We start from the raw sequence: 15591 nt of genomic DNA on the forward strand, positions 1-15591 counted from the left end.
ATTATTCGTTACCAGGCAAAGCCTGGGAACGCAATGCGGTCGGCTCGACCTCCAATTTTTAGGCTCCGAAAGCGAGGTCGAGCCTCTGGACATGGGCTCTCAGGCCGAGCCAGGGAACCCGTTAAAATTCCCAATTCCCAATTCCCAATTCCCAATTCCCAATTCCCAATTCCCAATTCCCAATTCCCAAATCATCAAGGGTTTATCAAACCGAATTTGCTATTTAATAGTAGTCTGATTCAGCCTGTGTCTGTGTCTGTGGCATTGCAAAATTGGAGGGGTCGTGAATGTAACGCGCTGCTTCTTCCTCTAGTCTGTGAATCAGATAGGGCTCCAAACTGTTGGAATGCCGCAGGGCTGCTAAATAGCCGTCTAAGTAAAGCCGCAGGTCATCGAAGCGATAACCTCTATTCCACATTTCGACGAGGGCGTCGGTGAGTTTTTGGTAGTGCCGGATTGTTTGGGTGTCTTGTAGCATAGTGTGAGTTTGAAATCCTTTGTGGTTTGTATAATGACGGCGGGATTTAGGAATGGCCTCGATTGATGCTGAGTGGCTCAGCTTGAGGCTATTTCTAAATAAAAGTTTTTACCCTGCTCAACAGGCTACCCTCCATAAAAAATTTCACTCGTTGCAATGCAGTTGCTCGACTTTGTGCGCGCACCTAGATAATTCGCTGTGCGTTTAATAGAGTCGGGATATTGCTGAATTTGGCGGTCTAAGTGGCTGAGTGTTCCGGCTACCGAGCGAACGGTTGGAGGAATTCTAGTTTCACTTGCGCGATTTGTCAACCTCCTGGGAGTGGGGGCTGGGTCGGGGGGATCGCTTTTGGCAGGCGGTTGGGGCATGGGATCGATCGGCTTTACACTGTCTTATTTTCATTGTAAGCTCATCGCCAGAATGATTTAACCTTTCTGCAGGCTGACCCTGCCAAATTAACCCAATCTTTAAAATTCGTACCCTAGGTATGTCCGCTGCTTTAAACGCAGCTAATGCTTGAGTAGCGATGGTTACAAAAGCTTGACAAAAGCTCTGTTAACCTTGTAGCAATTAGTGATATGGGAAGCTCGCCTCTGTGGAATCTGCAAGTATTTCAATTGTTGAAGGGAATCCGCACCTGCGATCGCTCTTGGGCTGGCATCTACAGCAAGTCGGTCACTGGGTGCACCAGTCAGCGGATATCAGTCACGCTAGGGAAATATTTTTCAGCCGCCAGCCAACCCTAGTCATTCTGGATGCCCAATTGCCGGATGGGGACGGTTTGGAATTTTGCCACTGGCTGCAACAGCAGCAGCAGTCGCTGATTTTGATGCTGTCGGCGCGGAATTCGGAATCGGATATTGTTGAAGGTTTGAAGGCGGGGGCAGACGATTACCTGACTAAACCCTTTGGGATGCAAGAGTTTATGGCGAGGGTGGAAGCTCTGATGCGCCGTAACCGCACGATGGTACCGCCGGCGACGCTGGAGTGCGGGCTGCTGAAAATTGATTTGGTGCAGCGCCGAGTCAGGTTGTACGAGGAACATATTGAACTCACTCCCCAGGAATTTAGCCTGCTGTACGTGCTAGCTCAAGCTGGAGGAGTGCCACTCTCGCGCTCGGATTTGCTGCGGAGGGCGTGGCCCGATGCGATTGATAACCCCCGGACGATCGACACTCACGTACTCTCTCTGCGTAAAAAAATCGAAATTGATCCGCGACAGCCGAGCCTGATTCAAACTGTACGGAATGTCGGCTACCGACTGAATCTGGAGTTGTTGAATGGGAACCAACGGCATTCTCCGCTCGTACCCGGAGCTGTGAGTTCTTAGAGTACGATCGGGCTATAAGTCGGATTTTATTTTGAGAATTGATTGGCGATCGCATCTGTTTTCGCTGCCATAATAAAATCATTGCGATGTAGTCCAGAAATCGCGTGAGTCCACCAAGTAACGGTAACTTTCCCCCACTCGGTTAACAGTGCGGGGTGATGTCCTTCAGTTTCTGCTGCTTCGCCGACGCTGTTTGTAAAGGCGATCGCACTTTTGAAATCCGGGAATTCATAGGTGCGTTCTATTTTGGGAATGCCATTTTTTTCGATCAAATTCCAGTAGGGAATTTGAGGTTTTAGTTGGACAATTTCGTAAGCTGTGACGCGGGGAGAGTTGGGGCTGCAGGCTGCACAGCGTTCTTTGGCTAAAGGTTCCATAAATTGCTTGTTAGCGATCGGTTCTAAAAGACATTATAGACATTTCTAATGGGAATTATTTGGGATGGGGCAACAGTCATTTAGCAGTGACGTAGAGTGTGATCGAAATCGTTCATAAAACAGATGAGCAATCATTTAAAATTTATGGAAATTATCCTGCACCGTGGAATCGGTTAACCGATAATATCAGGAATGGGCGGGTTGATTTGGCTATCTCGGTGATATTGTAAACGTTGGCGAACCCGCCCCTCCAAGTGCGCTCAACCGATAATTTTCTTAATCAAATCCAACTTACCCTTATAGGGGGCGTACCGCCATTTCAAGTCCAGCAAAAATGACTTTTGCAGCACGCTTTTATAATGAGAAAAAGTATCAAAACTTGCTTTGGCGTGATAGCTACCGATGCCGCTGTCGCCAACTCCGCCAAAAGGTAAATCTTTTACCCCCACTTGCATAACCGTGTCGTTTAGACAAACTCCCCCCGAAGAAGTTTCCCTCAAAACTCGCTCTTGTTTCTCTTTATTTTTGGAGAACAAATACAAAGCTAGGGGTTTGGGACGGGCGTTTATTTGGGCGATCGCCTCTCCGAAATCATCATACTCCAAAACTGGCAAAATCGGCCCAAAAATCTCATCCTGCATCACCGGGGAGTCCCAGGAAACACGATCTAAAACCGTCGGTGCAATATATCTATCTTCCGGCTTAACTTCCCCACCGACGACAATTTCTCCATCTTTGATAAACGCACTCAAACGGTCTAATTGCCGCTGGTTGATAATCCGCGAATAGTCGGGACTTGTTTGCGGATCGTCGCCGTAAAACTCGTTAATTGCTGTTTTAATTGCTGCCATCAAAGCAGGTTTAACTTTTTTATCAACTAACAGGTAATCTGGAGCGATGCAAGTTTGTCCGGCATTGAGAAATTTGCCCCACGCAATGCGTTTTGCGGTGTATTCAACCTGAATGTCTGAGTCTACAATGCAAGGACTTTTGCCGCCTAATTCCAAGGTTACAGGTGTCAGGTGTTTAGCGGCAGCTTCCATGACTATTCTACCGATTTTAGTGCCTCCGGTAAAAAAGATGTGGTCAAATTTTTCGGCTAGTAATTGTTGGCTGATTTCCACACCTCCTTCTACAGCGGCTACGTAGGCGGGATCGAAGGTTTTGGATATCATGTCGGCGATAACTTCGGAGGTGTGTGAGGCGATTTCCGAAGGTTTGAGAAGTGCACAGTTGCCGGCGGCGATCGCCCCGACTAAAGGTGATATCATTAGCTGAAATGGGTAATTCCAAGGCCCGATGATTAACACTACGCCCAAAGGTTCAGGGTAAATGCGGGCTGATGCTGGGAATTGATCTATCGAAGCAGGCACTTTTCTCGGCTTTACCCATGATTTGAGGTTTTTGAGGGCATAATTAACTTCGGCGATCGATGCGATTTCAAGATAAGCCTCGAATTCCGGCCGACCGAGGTCTGCCTTGACGGCATCGACTATTCGTGATTGATTAAGTTCGATCGCACTTTTAAGTTTTTTGAGTTGTTCAAGCCGAAAATCCACATCTTTCGTTTTCCCAGTCGCAAAAAATTGCCGCTGCTGCTGGATAATATCGCTGACGCTGATTACCATTTTTTGTCCTCCATGTCTATAAATAAATGTTACAACAGGAAAACGGAACTTGGGTAAAGTGTGATCGGTGTTAAAGCGTAGACTTCTGGAATAAGTCTGCGATCTGGGCTTTATGCTATAACTTATAAGGTATTAATTGTAGATTTTTAATGTGAGTTAAGTCATGAAAATATCTAAGAACGATTTTTTTTTCTATTCCTGCTGGCTGCTTTGCTTGCTTGCAGTAGCAGGATGTACCTCTAAGCCCGAAAAGCAAGTTGTCATCTGCTCGAAAGACTTTACCGAACAAGCCATTCTCGCAGAAATTTTAGCACAGCATATCGAAGCTAAAACAGATATCAAAGTAGAACGAGAACTGAATCTGGGAGGTTCGCTTTGCCATCAATCCCTAACAGCAGGTAAAATCGACTTGTACGTCGAATACACGGGGACTGCTTACGCCAACCTGCTCAAACAAAAACCGATTTCTGACCCCAAAAAAGTCCTCGATTACCTCAAACAAGAATATCCCAAACAGTTTAAAGCAGAATGGACGGAACCGCTGGGATTTAATAACAGTTTTGCGATTATTGTGCGGGGAGACGATGCCAAAAAGCTCAATTTACAAACTATTTCGCAACTTGGGAAAGCTTCACCTAACCTCCGGGCTGGTTTCGGCCCAGAATTTAACGAGAGAGAAGATGGGTTTCCCGGATTGGCTAAAACTTACGGGATTAAATTTCGAGAACAACCCAAGGAATTGCTGTTAGGATTGCTTTATCAAGCGCTGCAACAAAAAGAAGTAGATGTGATTGCTGGTAATACGACGGACGGTTTGATTCAAAGTTTAGGTTTAGTAGTTCTCACAGATGACAAGAACTATTTCCCGCCCTACGAAGCAGTTCCGGTTGTGCGATCGCAAGTTTTGGAAAAATACCCGGAATTGCGTCCAGTCCTCGCACAATTGGGTGGCAAAATCTCTGAGGAAGATATGCGACGACTCAACTATCAAGTTGATAAGAAACAGCAGGAAGCCGGACAAGTGGCGCGGGAGTTTTTGCAGCAAAAGTTGGGCGTGTCAAAGCCATAAGACCTGTTGCATAAATCTTTGATTGATAGGTCAACCGCAGATGTTAGGCAGATAAACACAGATAAACGCAGATAATGTTAAGAAGACCGGGCGCTGGAAACCGCGTCTATAAAAAGAAAACCCGCCTGGTGCGGGTTGAAGAACAGGCGGTTAAAATTACCTTATTTTTTTCAGTCCGCTTGGAGTGGAGTTCGTTTTTGTAGGCGCGGTTTCAACCGCCGTCTTTGCTCTTAATTCACTTCACTCAGCCTCCGCAAATTCAAAATATCGCTCATCTTTTTAATTTGCATACAAGTCCGCTCGAACTGTTGTTTATCCTGGATATCCATGCACAAGTCAATTAATGCAGGCAATCCGGGATATGTTTTGACTTGAGCGCTGCGGACGTTTACTTGGTTGTCCTTCAAATGCGATAAAACATCATTGAGAACTCCCACTCGATCGAGGGCTTCAATTTGAATATTAACCGGATAAGTGTTGGGTCGAGATTCATTGCGGTTGCTGGAATTCCAACTCACAGGAACCAACCGATCCCCAGGTACGCTCTCAACATTTGAACATCCTTGCCGGTGAATCGAAATTCCGCGAGTGCGAGTCACCACTCCAATAATTGATTCCCCAGGAATCGGACAACAACAGCCGGATAAATGGTAGAGCAATCCCTCTACACCTGCGATGGGCGATTTGCTCGGAGATGAACTCGGTACTGGTTTCGGTGTCGTCGATGCAGGTATTAGCTGGGGCACTTCGTGGGTTCCTGCGGGAGCAGCTTCAATTTTTTGCTGCACTTTTACTAAATCTCGCAGTCGATTTACTACGAGATTTAAGGTAACTTCGCCGTAGCCCAAACCGGCGATTAAATCTTCGACGCTGTGGTAGTTGCAGCGCTGAGCCACAGACTGCATGGGTTCAGATTTCAGCAAAGATTCTAATCCGTTTTTACCTAATTCTTTTTCCAGCAATTCCCGCCCGCGAGCAAGATTTTCATCTCGGTGCGATCGCTTCAACCACTGACGAATTCGGTTTTTTGCTCCGTTTGTCTTGACAAAATTCAGCCAGTCGGAACTGGGATGACCATTTTTTTGGGTCAAGATTTCTACAATATCGCCATTCTTTAAAACCTTGTCTAGTGTTACCATTCGCCCGTTGACTCTGGCACCGGTGCAGTGATTACCAATTTCGGTGTGAATGCGGAAAGCAAAATCTACGGGAGTTGACCCGCTATTGAGAGCAATTACGTCTCCGTTAGGAGTAAAAACGTAAATATCTTCGTCGAATAAGTTGTCCTTAATGCTTTGTAAATATTCGCGATCGTCTTTGAGGTCGCTTTGCCATTCTAGGAGTTGCCGCAGCCAAGTAAATTTTTCGTCGTCGCCAGTGACTGTTGTGTTAGAACCGCCAGTTTCTTTGTATTTCCAGTGCGCGGCAATGCCGTATTCTGCAATGTGGTGCATTGCTACCGTGCGGATTTGCACTTCGATGGGGCGACCGCTGGTTCCGATTACTCCGGTGTGCAAAGATTGGTAGCGGTTGGCTTTTGGTAAACCGATATAATCTTTAAAGCGGCCGGGAATGGGGCGGAAAGAATCGTGGACGATCGCCAAAGCGCGATAACAGTCATCATTGGTTTCTACTATGATCCTTACCGCCGCAATATCGTACACTTGGTTAAAGCCTTTTTGGCGGCGCTGCATCTTCCCATAAATTCCGTACAAATGTTTGGGACGGCCGCTGACTTCGTAACATTTAATGCCTAATTTGTCAAGCCTTTCTCGTAAACTATCTGTGACTTCTGCGAGTTGAGTTTCTCGATCAGCTCGCTTCACCGCCACTAAGTCCTGAATTTCGCGGTAAGCTTCTGGTTCCAGGTATTTAAAGGCTAAATCTTCCAATTCCCACTTAAAGCGGCCGATACCCAAACGGTTTGCTAGGGGAGCAAAAATATCTCGGGTTTCTAGGGCAATAGTGCGCTGCTTTTCTTCGGACAAATGCTCCAAAGTCCTCATGTTGTGCAGCCGATCTGCGAGTTTGACGACAATGACGCGAATATCTTTAGCCATTGCTAGGAACATTCGGCGGAAATTTTCCGCTAGGCGCTCTGTTTTGCTGGAAAAATTAAACTTAGAAAGCTTGGTGACACCTTCAACCAACTGTCGTACTTCCGCGCCGAACCGCTGTTCTATTTCTTCGAGAGTAATATCTGTATCTTCAACAATGTCGTGGAGGAAGCCGGCGGCAATCATGACGTTGTTGCCGCCCATATACCTGAGTATTCCAGCGACAGCTACCGGATGGCAAATGTAAGGTTCTCCTGATTTGCGGTATTGTCCTTCGTGCAAGTCGCGGGCAAATTCAAAGGCCCGACAAATTAAGCTGTCGTCAGTCGAACAATTCGGGTTAGATCCCCCATCCGGCTGCGATCGAGTATTCAGGCATTCTTGCAGCCAATCGGGAACTACGGCAGGATCGATCGAAGGAGAGGGAGTCAGAGTGTTCGCGTTCATGGGGTACACCTTTAAAACTTAGAAATACAAATGGTTAAAAGCCGGTTTCCGGTTGAATTGCCGAAATTATGTGTTTAGCTATACTAAACTAATTGAATGCCACAATTTGCAATTCAAAAAAATAGTCGATTTTTCTCAAACTATACCTATGTAATTCCGAGTCGTCCCCCCTCGGAGGTAGGAAAATATAGTGACACCACTGCCGCCGCCGCAGTCTGTCGAACGAGGAAAATCGGGTAAAATCAGCAGATTTGGGCGGTAGCCGTTGAGGTTGCGGGGGATCGGCATTTACCGGCAACGCTAAACTAAAAGCAGCAGCCAGAAGGGTAGAGTCAGGGCAGCAAATCAAAAAAAGTTCTCATAAAACAGGGAATTGCTCCAAAAACGCACGGCTTCCCTCCATATGAGCAAACTTAAGTAAGTATCTACTTTGATTATAAATACAAATTTGTTTACAAAATCATGATATTGTCCGAAGACCGCCGCCAGTGCTACCAAGAATTACAGCAAGCACTAGAACAACTACAAAGAACTGCTGCACAGGATAATCTGGATGGGGCCACGCTGGCGATCGAATACACAAAAGTGCAACAATTTTTCGGAAACCAAATTATGAGAGCCGAAAGCGATGAGTTAGACGCCTCAGAAACACCCCCAGAGCAGTCCTATTTGACGGAAATTCACAAGCAACTGCGGTTATTGGGGACAGATGTCACCTTTTTGCAAGCGTCGCGCCAGCCAGCGACAGCAAAGGCGAGGCAAACTGCGGCGATCGCGCGACTCAACACGCTAATTGGCTACTGTGGCGCGCTGCTGCAAAAAAATTCTGGTTCTTCAGGGCCCGCCCAGATACAGAATTAATAATTGCATTAACAGGGAATTAATAAGGCAAGGAGAAATAAAGCGGTGGAATGTCCAAAATGTAAACATCCCAATTTAGAAGGCGGTACCTTAGCCGGCCGTATGTCGGTGCAGTGGTGTCCCAACTGTTACGGTATCTGGATTCCAGGCAGAGAATACGAAGCTTGGCAAAAAGAGCAAAGCCAGTGGTACAACAAATCCGAGAAGCCTGATGCGACAGCGACTCTCGGCATAGAATTCACGCCGTCTCCCTACGACAGCAAAGCAGCGCTGTGTCCCGAAGACGGTCACTATCTGTCGCGGGCGAAAGTTCCTTTCAGCAGAGTGCCTTTTTACATAGAGCGCTGTATGTTGTGCGGGGGCATTTGGTGCGATAACGGCGAGTGGGACATTCTCGAAAGTCTGGGATTCCACACCGAGATTGACAAGATGTTTTCTCCGAATTGGCAAGCTAAGGCCCGCGTGCAAGAACTCGCCTCTCGGGAACGTCAAGTGCTGACTGAGAAGCTGGGGCCGGATATCGCCGGATATGTGTTGGAACTCGCGGAAGTTTTAGCAGACCATCCTCACGCAGATTGTGCCGCTACTTACATACTGCGGAGAGCTGAGTTGAAGCGAAGGGAAATTTAGTCAGTTCATGGTTGTCAGTTGTCAGTTGTCAGTTGTTAGTTGTCAGTTGTCAGTTGTCAGTTATCAGTTGCTCGGTGAATGATGTACTAATAAAAGCTTTGTTTGTAGCTATTTTTATTTGTATTTACAAACAGCAGAGCAGTCTCTTGCCCATAACTAATAACTCTGAAACACTAAGAAGTAACAACTAACAGCCAGTATATTGACCATTAAATAACAAATAACAACTGACCACTGACCACTGACTACTGACCGAAAACGTCCAGGATATAAGCCCCCGAATTTATCCGTGGGGTTAATGCTTTAATTCTTTAATCTAAAATCCAAAATCTAAAATCTAAAATCGATTGACTAAGGACTAATAACTAATGACTAATGACTCTTCTCTATTCTCCGTTGACAATCTGCGAGTAGCTTATCCTCAGCGGCGGGGCCAATCCGGTTGGGCCGTTGACGGGGTTTCCCTGACGCTGAAACCGGGGGAAAAGCTCGGATTAGTTGGGGAGTCTGGGTGCGGTAAGTCAACTTTGGGAAGGGCGGCGATGCGGTTGCTGCCGGACTCAACGCTGATTGAGGGGCGAGTTAGTTTTGCTGGAGAGTCGGTGTTTGATATGAATGCTTCGCGGCTGAGGCGGTTTCGGGGCGAAGCTGTAGCATTGATTTTTCAAGATCCGATGACTCGTCTCGATCCTTTGATGACTGTAGGAGAACATTGCATCGAGACTTTGCAAGCTCACAGACCGAATTTGGATCGCAAGCAAGCTAAGAAACGGGCGATCGAAACTCTGGAAGCTGTGAAAATTCCCGCGTCTCGTTGGTCGCAGTTTCCCCACGAATTTAGTGGCGGAATGCGGCAAAGAGTAGCAATTGCTTTGGCTCTTTTGCTCGATCCCAAATTAATTGTGGCAGACGAACCGACTACAAGTTTGGACGTAACTGTAGCTGCTCAGATTTTGCAGGAATTAACCAGACTTTGTGAGGAACGGGGAACGGCTATTTTGTTGATTTCTCACGATTTGGCGATGGTGGCTGAGTATTGCGATCGCATTGCGGTGATGTACGGCGGTAAAGTTGTAGAAACCGGGCCGGTGCTAAACGTTTTTGAGAAGCCGCAGCACGAATATACTCGATCGCTCCTCAAAGCAGCTTTGCACATTCAAGCCGATTCTGACAAAGGGTTAGCATTCGAGGAAATCAGGACTGAAGGCGTTACTGCAAACTTAACAAATGCGCCTCTTTTGACCGTAACCAATTTGCAGCAACACTACAGTTTAGAAAGCAATTTATTAGATCAGTTGTTTTCCAGGAATCGCCAGGTAATTAAAGCAGTAGACGGCGTTAGTTTAGAGCTACAACGAGGAGAAACCCTAGGGCTTGTAGGGGAGTCCGGCTGTGGCAAAAGTACCTTGTCACGCACGATTTTGCAGCTAATTACCGCGACTGGTGGCAAAGTGGAATTTCAAGGAATAGATATAACTGCCCTGAACCGCGATGCTGTGAGGAAGCACCGCCGCGAAATGCAAATGATTTTTCAAGATCCCCACGCTTGCCTGAATCCGATGATGACTGTCGGGCAAAGTATTGCTGATCCTTTGTTTATTCACAAATTAGCTAATGGCAGCGAAGCTAAAAAACAAGTAATCCAAATGTTAGAGCGGGTGGGTTTAAGTCCAGGGGAGGATTTCTTTCGTCGCTATCCGGGGGAATTGTCGGGAGGACAACAGCAGCGAGTTTCGATCGCCCGCGCTTTAATTACTCGGCCGCAACTGATAATTTGCGACGAACCTGTGAGTATGCTGGATGCCAGCGTGCAGACTCAAGTTTTAGAGCTGATGTTGGAGTTGAAGCAGGAATTTAATTTGACTTATCTGTTTATTACGCACGATTTGTGGGTGGCGAGATTTTTTTGCGATCGGATTGCGGTAATGAATGCTGGAAAAATTGTTGAAATCGGTAAGACTAGGGATATTTTTACTAATCCGCAGCACCCTTATACTCAGCAATTATTGCAGGCAGCTCCTTTACTGGCTCGAACTCAATAGAAAGGTAGAAAATTGGGGCCATCTAATTTCTGTCAATCGATTTTAGATTTTAGATTTTAGATTTTAGATTGAAGCATTGACCCCACGGATAAATTCGGGGGGCAAGTTTCTCGGGTACAGGTTTTTTATTTCTGGACGGATGAATCGGGGGGCTTGTATCCTGGATGCTTTCGATCACGGTCTTCTAGATGGATTTCGGAAATTTCCGGTTAAATTGGTTAAAGTTAAGGGATACTTTTCAAATCCTTCCACCGACACCAAGCACGATATGGCAGAATCTGACCTAGGCAGTTTTGCGGTGGCACCCGAAGCCTCATTCGCGATCGCACAAGATGAAGACACCGAGATCGATCGTCCGACGGTAACTCGATCGTCAGCATACAACAACTGGTCTGCCGACGATCCAGTGGGAGCTTTGTTCAAGGAAATGGCTCGGTATCCTCTACTGACAGCAGCCGAAGAAGTAGAGTTGGCGCGCCGCGTTCAAGAATTAGTAGCCCTGGATGAAGTAGAACAGCGTTTGCAGCAGGAATTGGACAGAGTGCCGACAAAAGCTGAACTCGCAGCGGCTTTGGGGATAAGCGAAACTCAACTGCAACAGCTTCGCCACCAGTGTCAGTCGGCGAAACGGAAAATGATCAGCTCGAATTTGCGCTTGGTAGTTTCGATTGCCAAACGCTATCTTAATCGGGGCGTGCCTTTTCTCGATTTAATTCAGGAAGGAGCTTTGGGTTTGAATCGGGCAGCCGAAAAGTTTGATCCTGAAAAGGGTTACAAGTTTTCTACTTATGCCTATTGGTGGATTCGCCAAGGAATTACCCGGACAATTGCCAATCAAGGGCGGACGATTCGCTTGCCTGTTCACATTGTCGAACAGTTAAATAAACTCAAAAAAGTTTATCGAGATTTGAAGCGTTCTCTTCAACGCAATCCAAGTGAAACTGAACTTGCTAGAGAAATGCAAGTTACTTGCGAACAGCTTCGCTACCTCCAGCAAGTACGTCGGCAATCTTTGTCTCTCAACCACCGCATCGGCTCAGAAGAAAGTTCGGAACTTTTGGATGTTCTCGAAGATAACGCGACGCAATCTCCCGAAGCTCAGATGAATGAGATGATGATGCGCCAAGATATTTTGGAGGTGTTGGACAGTATTTTGACTGAGCGGGAAAAAGAGATTGTTGCTATGCGTTACGGTTTGCTGACCGGCGAACCTTACACTTTAGAAGAGGTCAGCAGTTTGTTCAATTTGTCCCGCGAACGAGTCCGTCAAATTCAAAATAAGGCAATGCGAAAGCTGCGCCGCCCTCAAGTGACGGAACGATTGAAGGGCTGGTTGAAATAAACTAAAAAACATTGAGTTGGCATTGTGAAAAATCTTAAAATTATTGTGGGGTGGCACTCCGAGGCCACCGTAAATATGCTGGTTTAATGTGGAAAAAATTAATTAAAAATTACAAATTAAAAATGTCTTGATGTGGTATTTTTAATTGTTGATTGTCGCGTACTACTTACTTATTTATGTCTTCTGAGGTAATTTTGCGTCCAGCTACCCGCGCCGACGTGCCGGTGCTGTTTGATTTGATTAAAGCTTTAGCTGAGTACGAAAAATTATCTCATGCCGTTACTGGCAATGCGGTTGATTTGGAGAATCATTTGTTTGGCGATCGACCTTTTGCTGAAGCGATTTTAGCCGAGTGCGAAGGTCAAGTTGTGGGCTGGGCGCTGTTTTTTTACAATTATTCTACTTTTTTGACTCAGCCGGGAATTTATTTGGAAGATTTGTTTGTGATCCCTGAGTTTCGAGGGCGGGGAATTGGCAAGTCTTTGATAGTTTATTTAGCGCAGTTGACGGTTGAAAGGGGCTGCGGGCGTTTGGAATGGAGCGTTTTGGATTGGAATGAATTGGCGATCGGATTTTACAAGGGTATCGGTGCTGATGTGATGCCCGATTGGCGGATTTGCCGGGTTGCGGGCGAGTCTTTGGCAACTTTGGCATCGAAGTAATTCAGGGCGGGCTCGCGTGTCCAACCCCTACTCCCCACCCCAAATTCATCTGTTGTGGAACAGGCATCTTGCCTGTGTGTGGAACAGGCATCTTGCCTGTGTGTGGAACAGGCATCTTGCCTGTTAACCTAAAATGCCGCACTAGGGTTAATTAATACCTACCTACTTAATTGACAAAAATATAGGAAAATTTAGATAATAGTTAAGTTAATTGGGAGAGTAGATCGTGATTATTTGGGTAAACGAGCAAATCGATCCGTCGGGCATTCTTTATTCTTGTATTGCTTGTTGCGATGAGACTCAAGCGAAGGATTGCCACGAATCTTTTGAGAAGAATTTGACGACGGAGCAAAAACAGCAGGGCTGGGTTGCTACTTTGCGGACTGTTAGTTCTTGGGATGAGGTTCCTGTTAATGCTTTGAAATTGAATTAATGAGTGCAAGTCATCAGCAGCTTGAGTCTCCCCCTGTTTCCTTTCGCTCGAAACGGCAGGAAAACGTTGCACGTCTGTTCGTTCAAGGCAAGATAGCTCGATCGCACATTGGTCAAATTAACAGAGGTTTTGTGAATCTGAAGGCAAAAATCTGCAAGCATTTGGGGCTGCCAGTCTGAGGATTGTGCCCTGGAAGGTGCGGGAATTTGGGCGGAAATTTTCGGGCCTGCAGTGCTGCGAACACGCTAGGACGAAAAAGCGTGCAAGTGCGATCCTCTTCGAGGGCTCCGCTAACGACAATTGGCATTTCTTAAACGGATTTTAGCATTACTATTAATAGATAGAGGCATTTCCAATTGTCTAGTTAAATTTTTATGATTGAAACCTTATTTCACGCTTATACGCCCCTAGTTATCTGGACGGGCTTAGGACTGCTGCTGTTTCGGTACATCCCAGTTGATTTTCCCAAGCTGCTGAGCCACTTTCTTTTCTGGATTGGGATACCGCTGCAAATTCTAGTTTTAGCCCGTCAGAGCGATTTTTCTGGTGCTGTGGGATTCACGCCGGCGATCGCCATATTTGTGTTATTTCTGAGTACGAGTTTTGCTGGGCTGACTTGGGTATTATTGCGTAGGCTGAGTGCGGCTCACATCCAAAAGCCCTATTTTCAGGGCAAAAATTCTCTGGTGAATTTATTCTTATTAAATTTTAATTCCCTGAAGCGATCGAGCGAAGGGAGTTTTATCCTAGCTGCGATGTTAGGGAATACGGGCTTTGTTGGATTAGCAATCACCCCGTCTATCATCAGCAGCGATAACACCAACTGGGCTGTCTTGTACAGCGTCACTAACAACGTTATTGGAACTTATTGTTTCGGTGTATTTATTGCTAGCTATTTTGGTAACTCCGAGCAAAAAAATCACTGGTGGACTCAGATCCGGGATGTGCTGACAGTTCCCGCCCTGTGGGCTTTTTTAATTGGTTTTTATACTAGAAACATTCCCCTGCCCGAAACAGTGGAATCGGGATTGCAGACTGCTGTTTGGGTGGTAATTGCCAGTGCTTTGCTGCTGGTTGGCATCCGGCTGAGGTCTATTAAGAAATGGGAAAGTTTTGAACTGGCGTTAATCCCGTCGCTGTTAAAAGTGGTAATTGTGCCGGTGCTGATCGGATTGGGTGCTAGTTATTTCGGATTGAGCGGCGATCCGAGGTTCGTGTTGGTGTTGATGTCGGGAACGCCCACAGCTCTTTCGGTGCTGATTTTAGCAGAAGTCTACGAGCTCGATCGCGATTTGTTAGCTAGCAGCATCGCCATCACTTCTGTCGGTTTGCTGTTGATGCTTCCGCTGTGGTTAGCTGGGTTTAGTTGAAGTTGGGCGATCGTGTGGGGGTTCAGAAACCTGGTTTCTTTCCAAAATTTCGGTGGGAATTCCAAGATGATCGCAGAAACCCGGTTTGTTGGATTTGGATCGCGTTACTAAAACAGGAAATAAACCCAACACTAATGATTATTGCCAGACTTTTGAGAGTTGGTATAATATAGAAATCACTTCAAGGAGGTTATAGGTATGACAACCATATCCGACGAACAAACAGCTATTATCCGTACCGAAAGAGGACTGTCGATCGCAGGTACGCGCATCACCATCTACGACATCATGGACTATGTGACGGCTCAATATCCACCTAAGTTTATCAGGGGATTGTTTGACCTTACAGAGGAACAAATTAATGCGGCTTTAGCTTATATTGAGGCAAATCGCTCTGATGTTGAAGCTGAGTATCAAATAGTGCTTAAGGAAGCTGAGGAACTTCGGCTGTACTATGAAGAAAAAAATCGCGATCTGATTGCTCGAATTGCCGCCCAACCACCAAGACCTGGTGAAGAAGCTATTCGAGCAAAACTTCAAGCAGCCAAAGCCAAGTTTAAGTCTCAGCCATGAATTTTTTAGTCGATCATAATTTAAAAGGACACGCCATACTTCTTTCAGGTAGTATTTTAAGTAGCGGCTGGCTAGATTGGGTGCCCATTCGATTTATCACCTTTGACGAAATGAGCCTGCCGATCGATAGTGACGATCGGGTAGTTTGGCGGTTGGCTCAATCAAACCAGATGATTTTGTTGACAGCGAATCGGAGTATGAAGGGCGATAACTCACCAGGGCTATTTCATTCTAAACAACTCCTTAATTAGTTTAAGGCCAAATCCCGCCAGACGTTGGGCTTGAGCCATAT

At 46.2% G+C, this 15591-nt stretch carries 17 protein-coding genes; 12 read left to right on the plus strand and 5 right to left on the minus strand.

The window, feature by feature from the left end; genetic code table 11:
• Window positions 1-223: 223 nt before the first annotated feature.
• Complete coding sequence (locus Q5691_RS19520; RefSeq protein WP_333101986.1) at window positions 224-478, minus strand: DUF6761 family protein; 255 nt, start codon at window positions 476-478, stop codon at window positions 224-226.
• 595 nt (window positions 479-1073) lie between these two features.
• Between Q5691_RS19520 and Q5691_RS19525 the strand changes: the two genes are divergently transcribed.
• Window positions 1074-1808 (plus strand): response regulator, encoded by a 735-nt coding sequence (locus Q5691_RS19525; RefSeq protein WP_190657709.1) that lies wholly within the window; start codon window positions 1074-1076, stop codon window positions 1806-1808.
• 26 nt (window positions 1809-1834) lie between these two features.
• Here Q5691_RS19525 and Q5691_RS19530 read toward each other — a convergent pair whose 3' ends face one another.
• Window positions 1835-2185, minus strand: a complete 351-nt coding sequence (locus Q5691_RS19530; protein WP_333312068.1) for a 4a-hydroxytetrahydrobiopterin dehydratase — start codon at window positions 2183-2185, stop codon at window positions 1835-1837.
• 260 nt (window positions 2186-2445) lie between these two features.
• The gene (locus Q5691_RS19535) at window positions 2446-3813 is read right to left on the minus strand and encodes an aldehyde dehydrogenase (RefSeq protein ID WP_333312069.1); all 1368 of its coding nucleotides are present in this window, start codon (window positions 3811-3813) and stop codon (window positions 2446-2448) included.
• Window positions 3814-3976: 163 nt separating this feature from the next.
• Here Q5691_RS19535 and Q5691_RS19540 point away from each other — a divergent pair, with 163 nt between their 5' ends.
• On the plus strand, window positions 3977-4882 hold the full coding sequence (locus tag Q5691_RS19540) for a glycine betaine ABC transporter substrate-binding protein (protein ID WP_333213580.1): 906 nt from the start codon (window positions 3977-3979) through the stop codon (window positions 4880-4882).
• A gap of 230 nt (window positions 4883-5112) precedes the next feature.
• Here the strand turns inward: Q5691_RS19540 and Q5691_RS19545 are convergent, their stop codons facing one another.
• Window positions 5113-7386: a bifunctional (p)ppGpp synthetase/guanosine-3',5'-bis(diphosphate) 3'-pyrophosphohydrolase gene (locus Q5691_RS19545; protein ID WP_333213582.1), complete on the minus strand. Its 2274-nt coding sequence runs from the start codon at window positions 7384-7386 to the stop codon at window positions 5113-5115.
• A 135-nt stretch (window positions 7387-7521) separates the two neighbouring features.
• Window positions 7522-7674, minus strand: a complete 153-nt coding sequence (locus Q5691_RS19550) for a hypothetical protein (protein ID WP_333213583.1) — start codon at window positions 7672-7674, stop codon at window positions 7522-7524.
• A gap of 174 nt (window positions 7675-7848) precedes the next feature.
• Here Q5691_RS19550 and patD point away from each other — a divergent pair, with 174 nt between their 5' ends.
• The 10 genes from patD (at window position 7849) to Q5691_RS19600 (ending at window position 15550) form a co-directional block, all read left to right on the plus strand.
• A complete protein-coding gene (gene patD, locus Q5691_RS19555; RefSeq protein ID WP_333213585.1) occupies window positions 7849-8247 on the plus strand; it encodes a heterocyst frequency control protein PatD in 399 nt (132 codons plus the stop codon).
• A 45-nt stretch (window positions 8248-8292) separates the two neighbouring features.
• Window positions 8293-8877, plus strand: coding sequence for a zf-TFIIB domain-containing protein (locus Q5691_RS19560; protein ID WP_333052547.1), 585 nt, complete (start codon window positions 8293-8295; stop codon window positions 8875-8877).
• Between the two features lie 368 nt (window positions 8878-9245).
• Entirely contained in the window at window positions 9246-10919 is a 1674-nt protein-coding gene (locus Q5691_RS19565; RefSeq protein ID WP_333213587.1) for an ABC transporter ATP-binding protein, read from the plus strand.
• A gap of 268 nt (window positions 10920-11187) precedes the next feature.
• A complete protein-coding gene (locus Q5691_RS19570; RefSeq protein ID WP_333346440.1) occupies window positions 11188-12261 on the plus strand; it encodes an RNA polymerase sigma factor, RpoD/SigA family in 1074 nt (357 codons plus the stop codon).
• A gap of 176 nt (window positions 12262-12437) precedes the next feature.
• Complete coding sequence (locus tag Q5691_RS19575; protein WP_333346443.1) at window positions 12438-12923, plus strand: GNAT family N-acetyltransferase; 486 nt, start codon at window positions 12438-12440, stop codon at window positions 12921-12923.
• Between the two features lie 226 nt (window positions 12924-13149).
• Window positions 13150-13356 (plus strand): glycogen debranching protein, encoded by a 207-nt coding sequence (locus Q5691_RS19580; protein ID WP_333310335.1) that lies wholly within the window; start codon window positions 13150-13152, stop codon window positions 13354-13356.
• Complete coding sequence (locus tag Q5691_RS19585) at window positions 13356-13535, plus strand: hypothetical protein (RefSeq protein WP_333346446.1); 180 nt, start codon at window positions 13356-13358, stop codon at window positions 13533-13535. Before Q5691_RS19580 ends, Q5691_RS19585 begins: the two co-directional genes overlap by 1 nt.
• A 195-nt stretch (window positions 13536-13730) precedes the next feature.
• Complete coding sequence (locus Q5691_RS19590) at window positions 13731-14726, plus strand: AEC family transporter (RefSeq protein ID WP_333346449.1); 996 nt, start codon at window positions 13731-13733, stop codon at window positions 14724-14726.
• Window positions 14727-14924: 198 nt separating this feature from the next.
• Window positions 14925-15299: a DUF433 domain-containing protein gene (locus Q5691_RS19595; RefSeq protein ID WP_333346452.1), complete on the plus strand. Its 375-nt coding sequence runs from the start codon at window positions 14925-14927 to the stop codon at window positions 15297-15299.
• Entirely contained in the window at window positions 15296-15550 is a 255-nt protein-coding gene (locus tag Q5691_RS19600; RefSeq protein WP_333346456.1) for a hypothetical protein, read from the plus strand. The genes Q5691_RS19595 and Q5691_RS19600 overlap by 4 nt, the downstream gene beginning before the upstream one ends.
• Window positions 15551-15591 lie beyond the last annotated feature (41 nt).

This window comes from Microcoleus sp. w1-18aA5 (assembly GCF_036701705.1).
Classification (GTDB): Bacteria; Cyanobacteriota; Cyanobacteriia; order Cyanobacteriales; family Microcoleaceae; genus Microcoleus.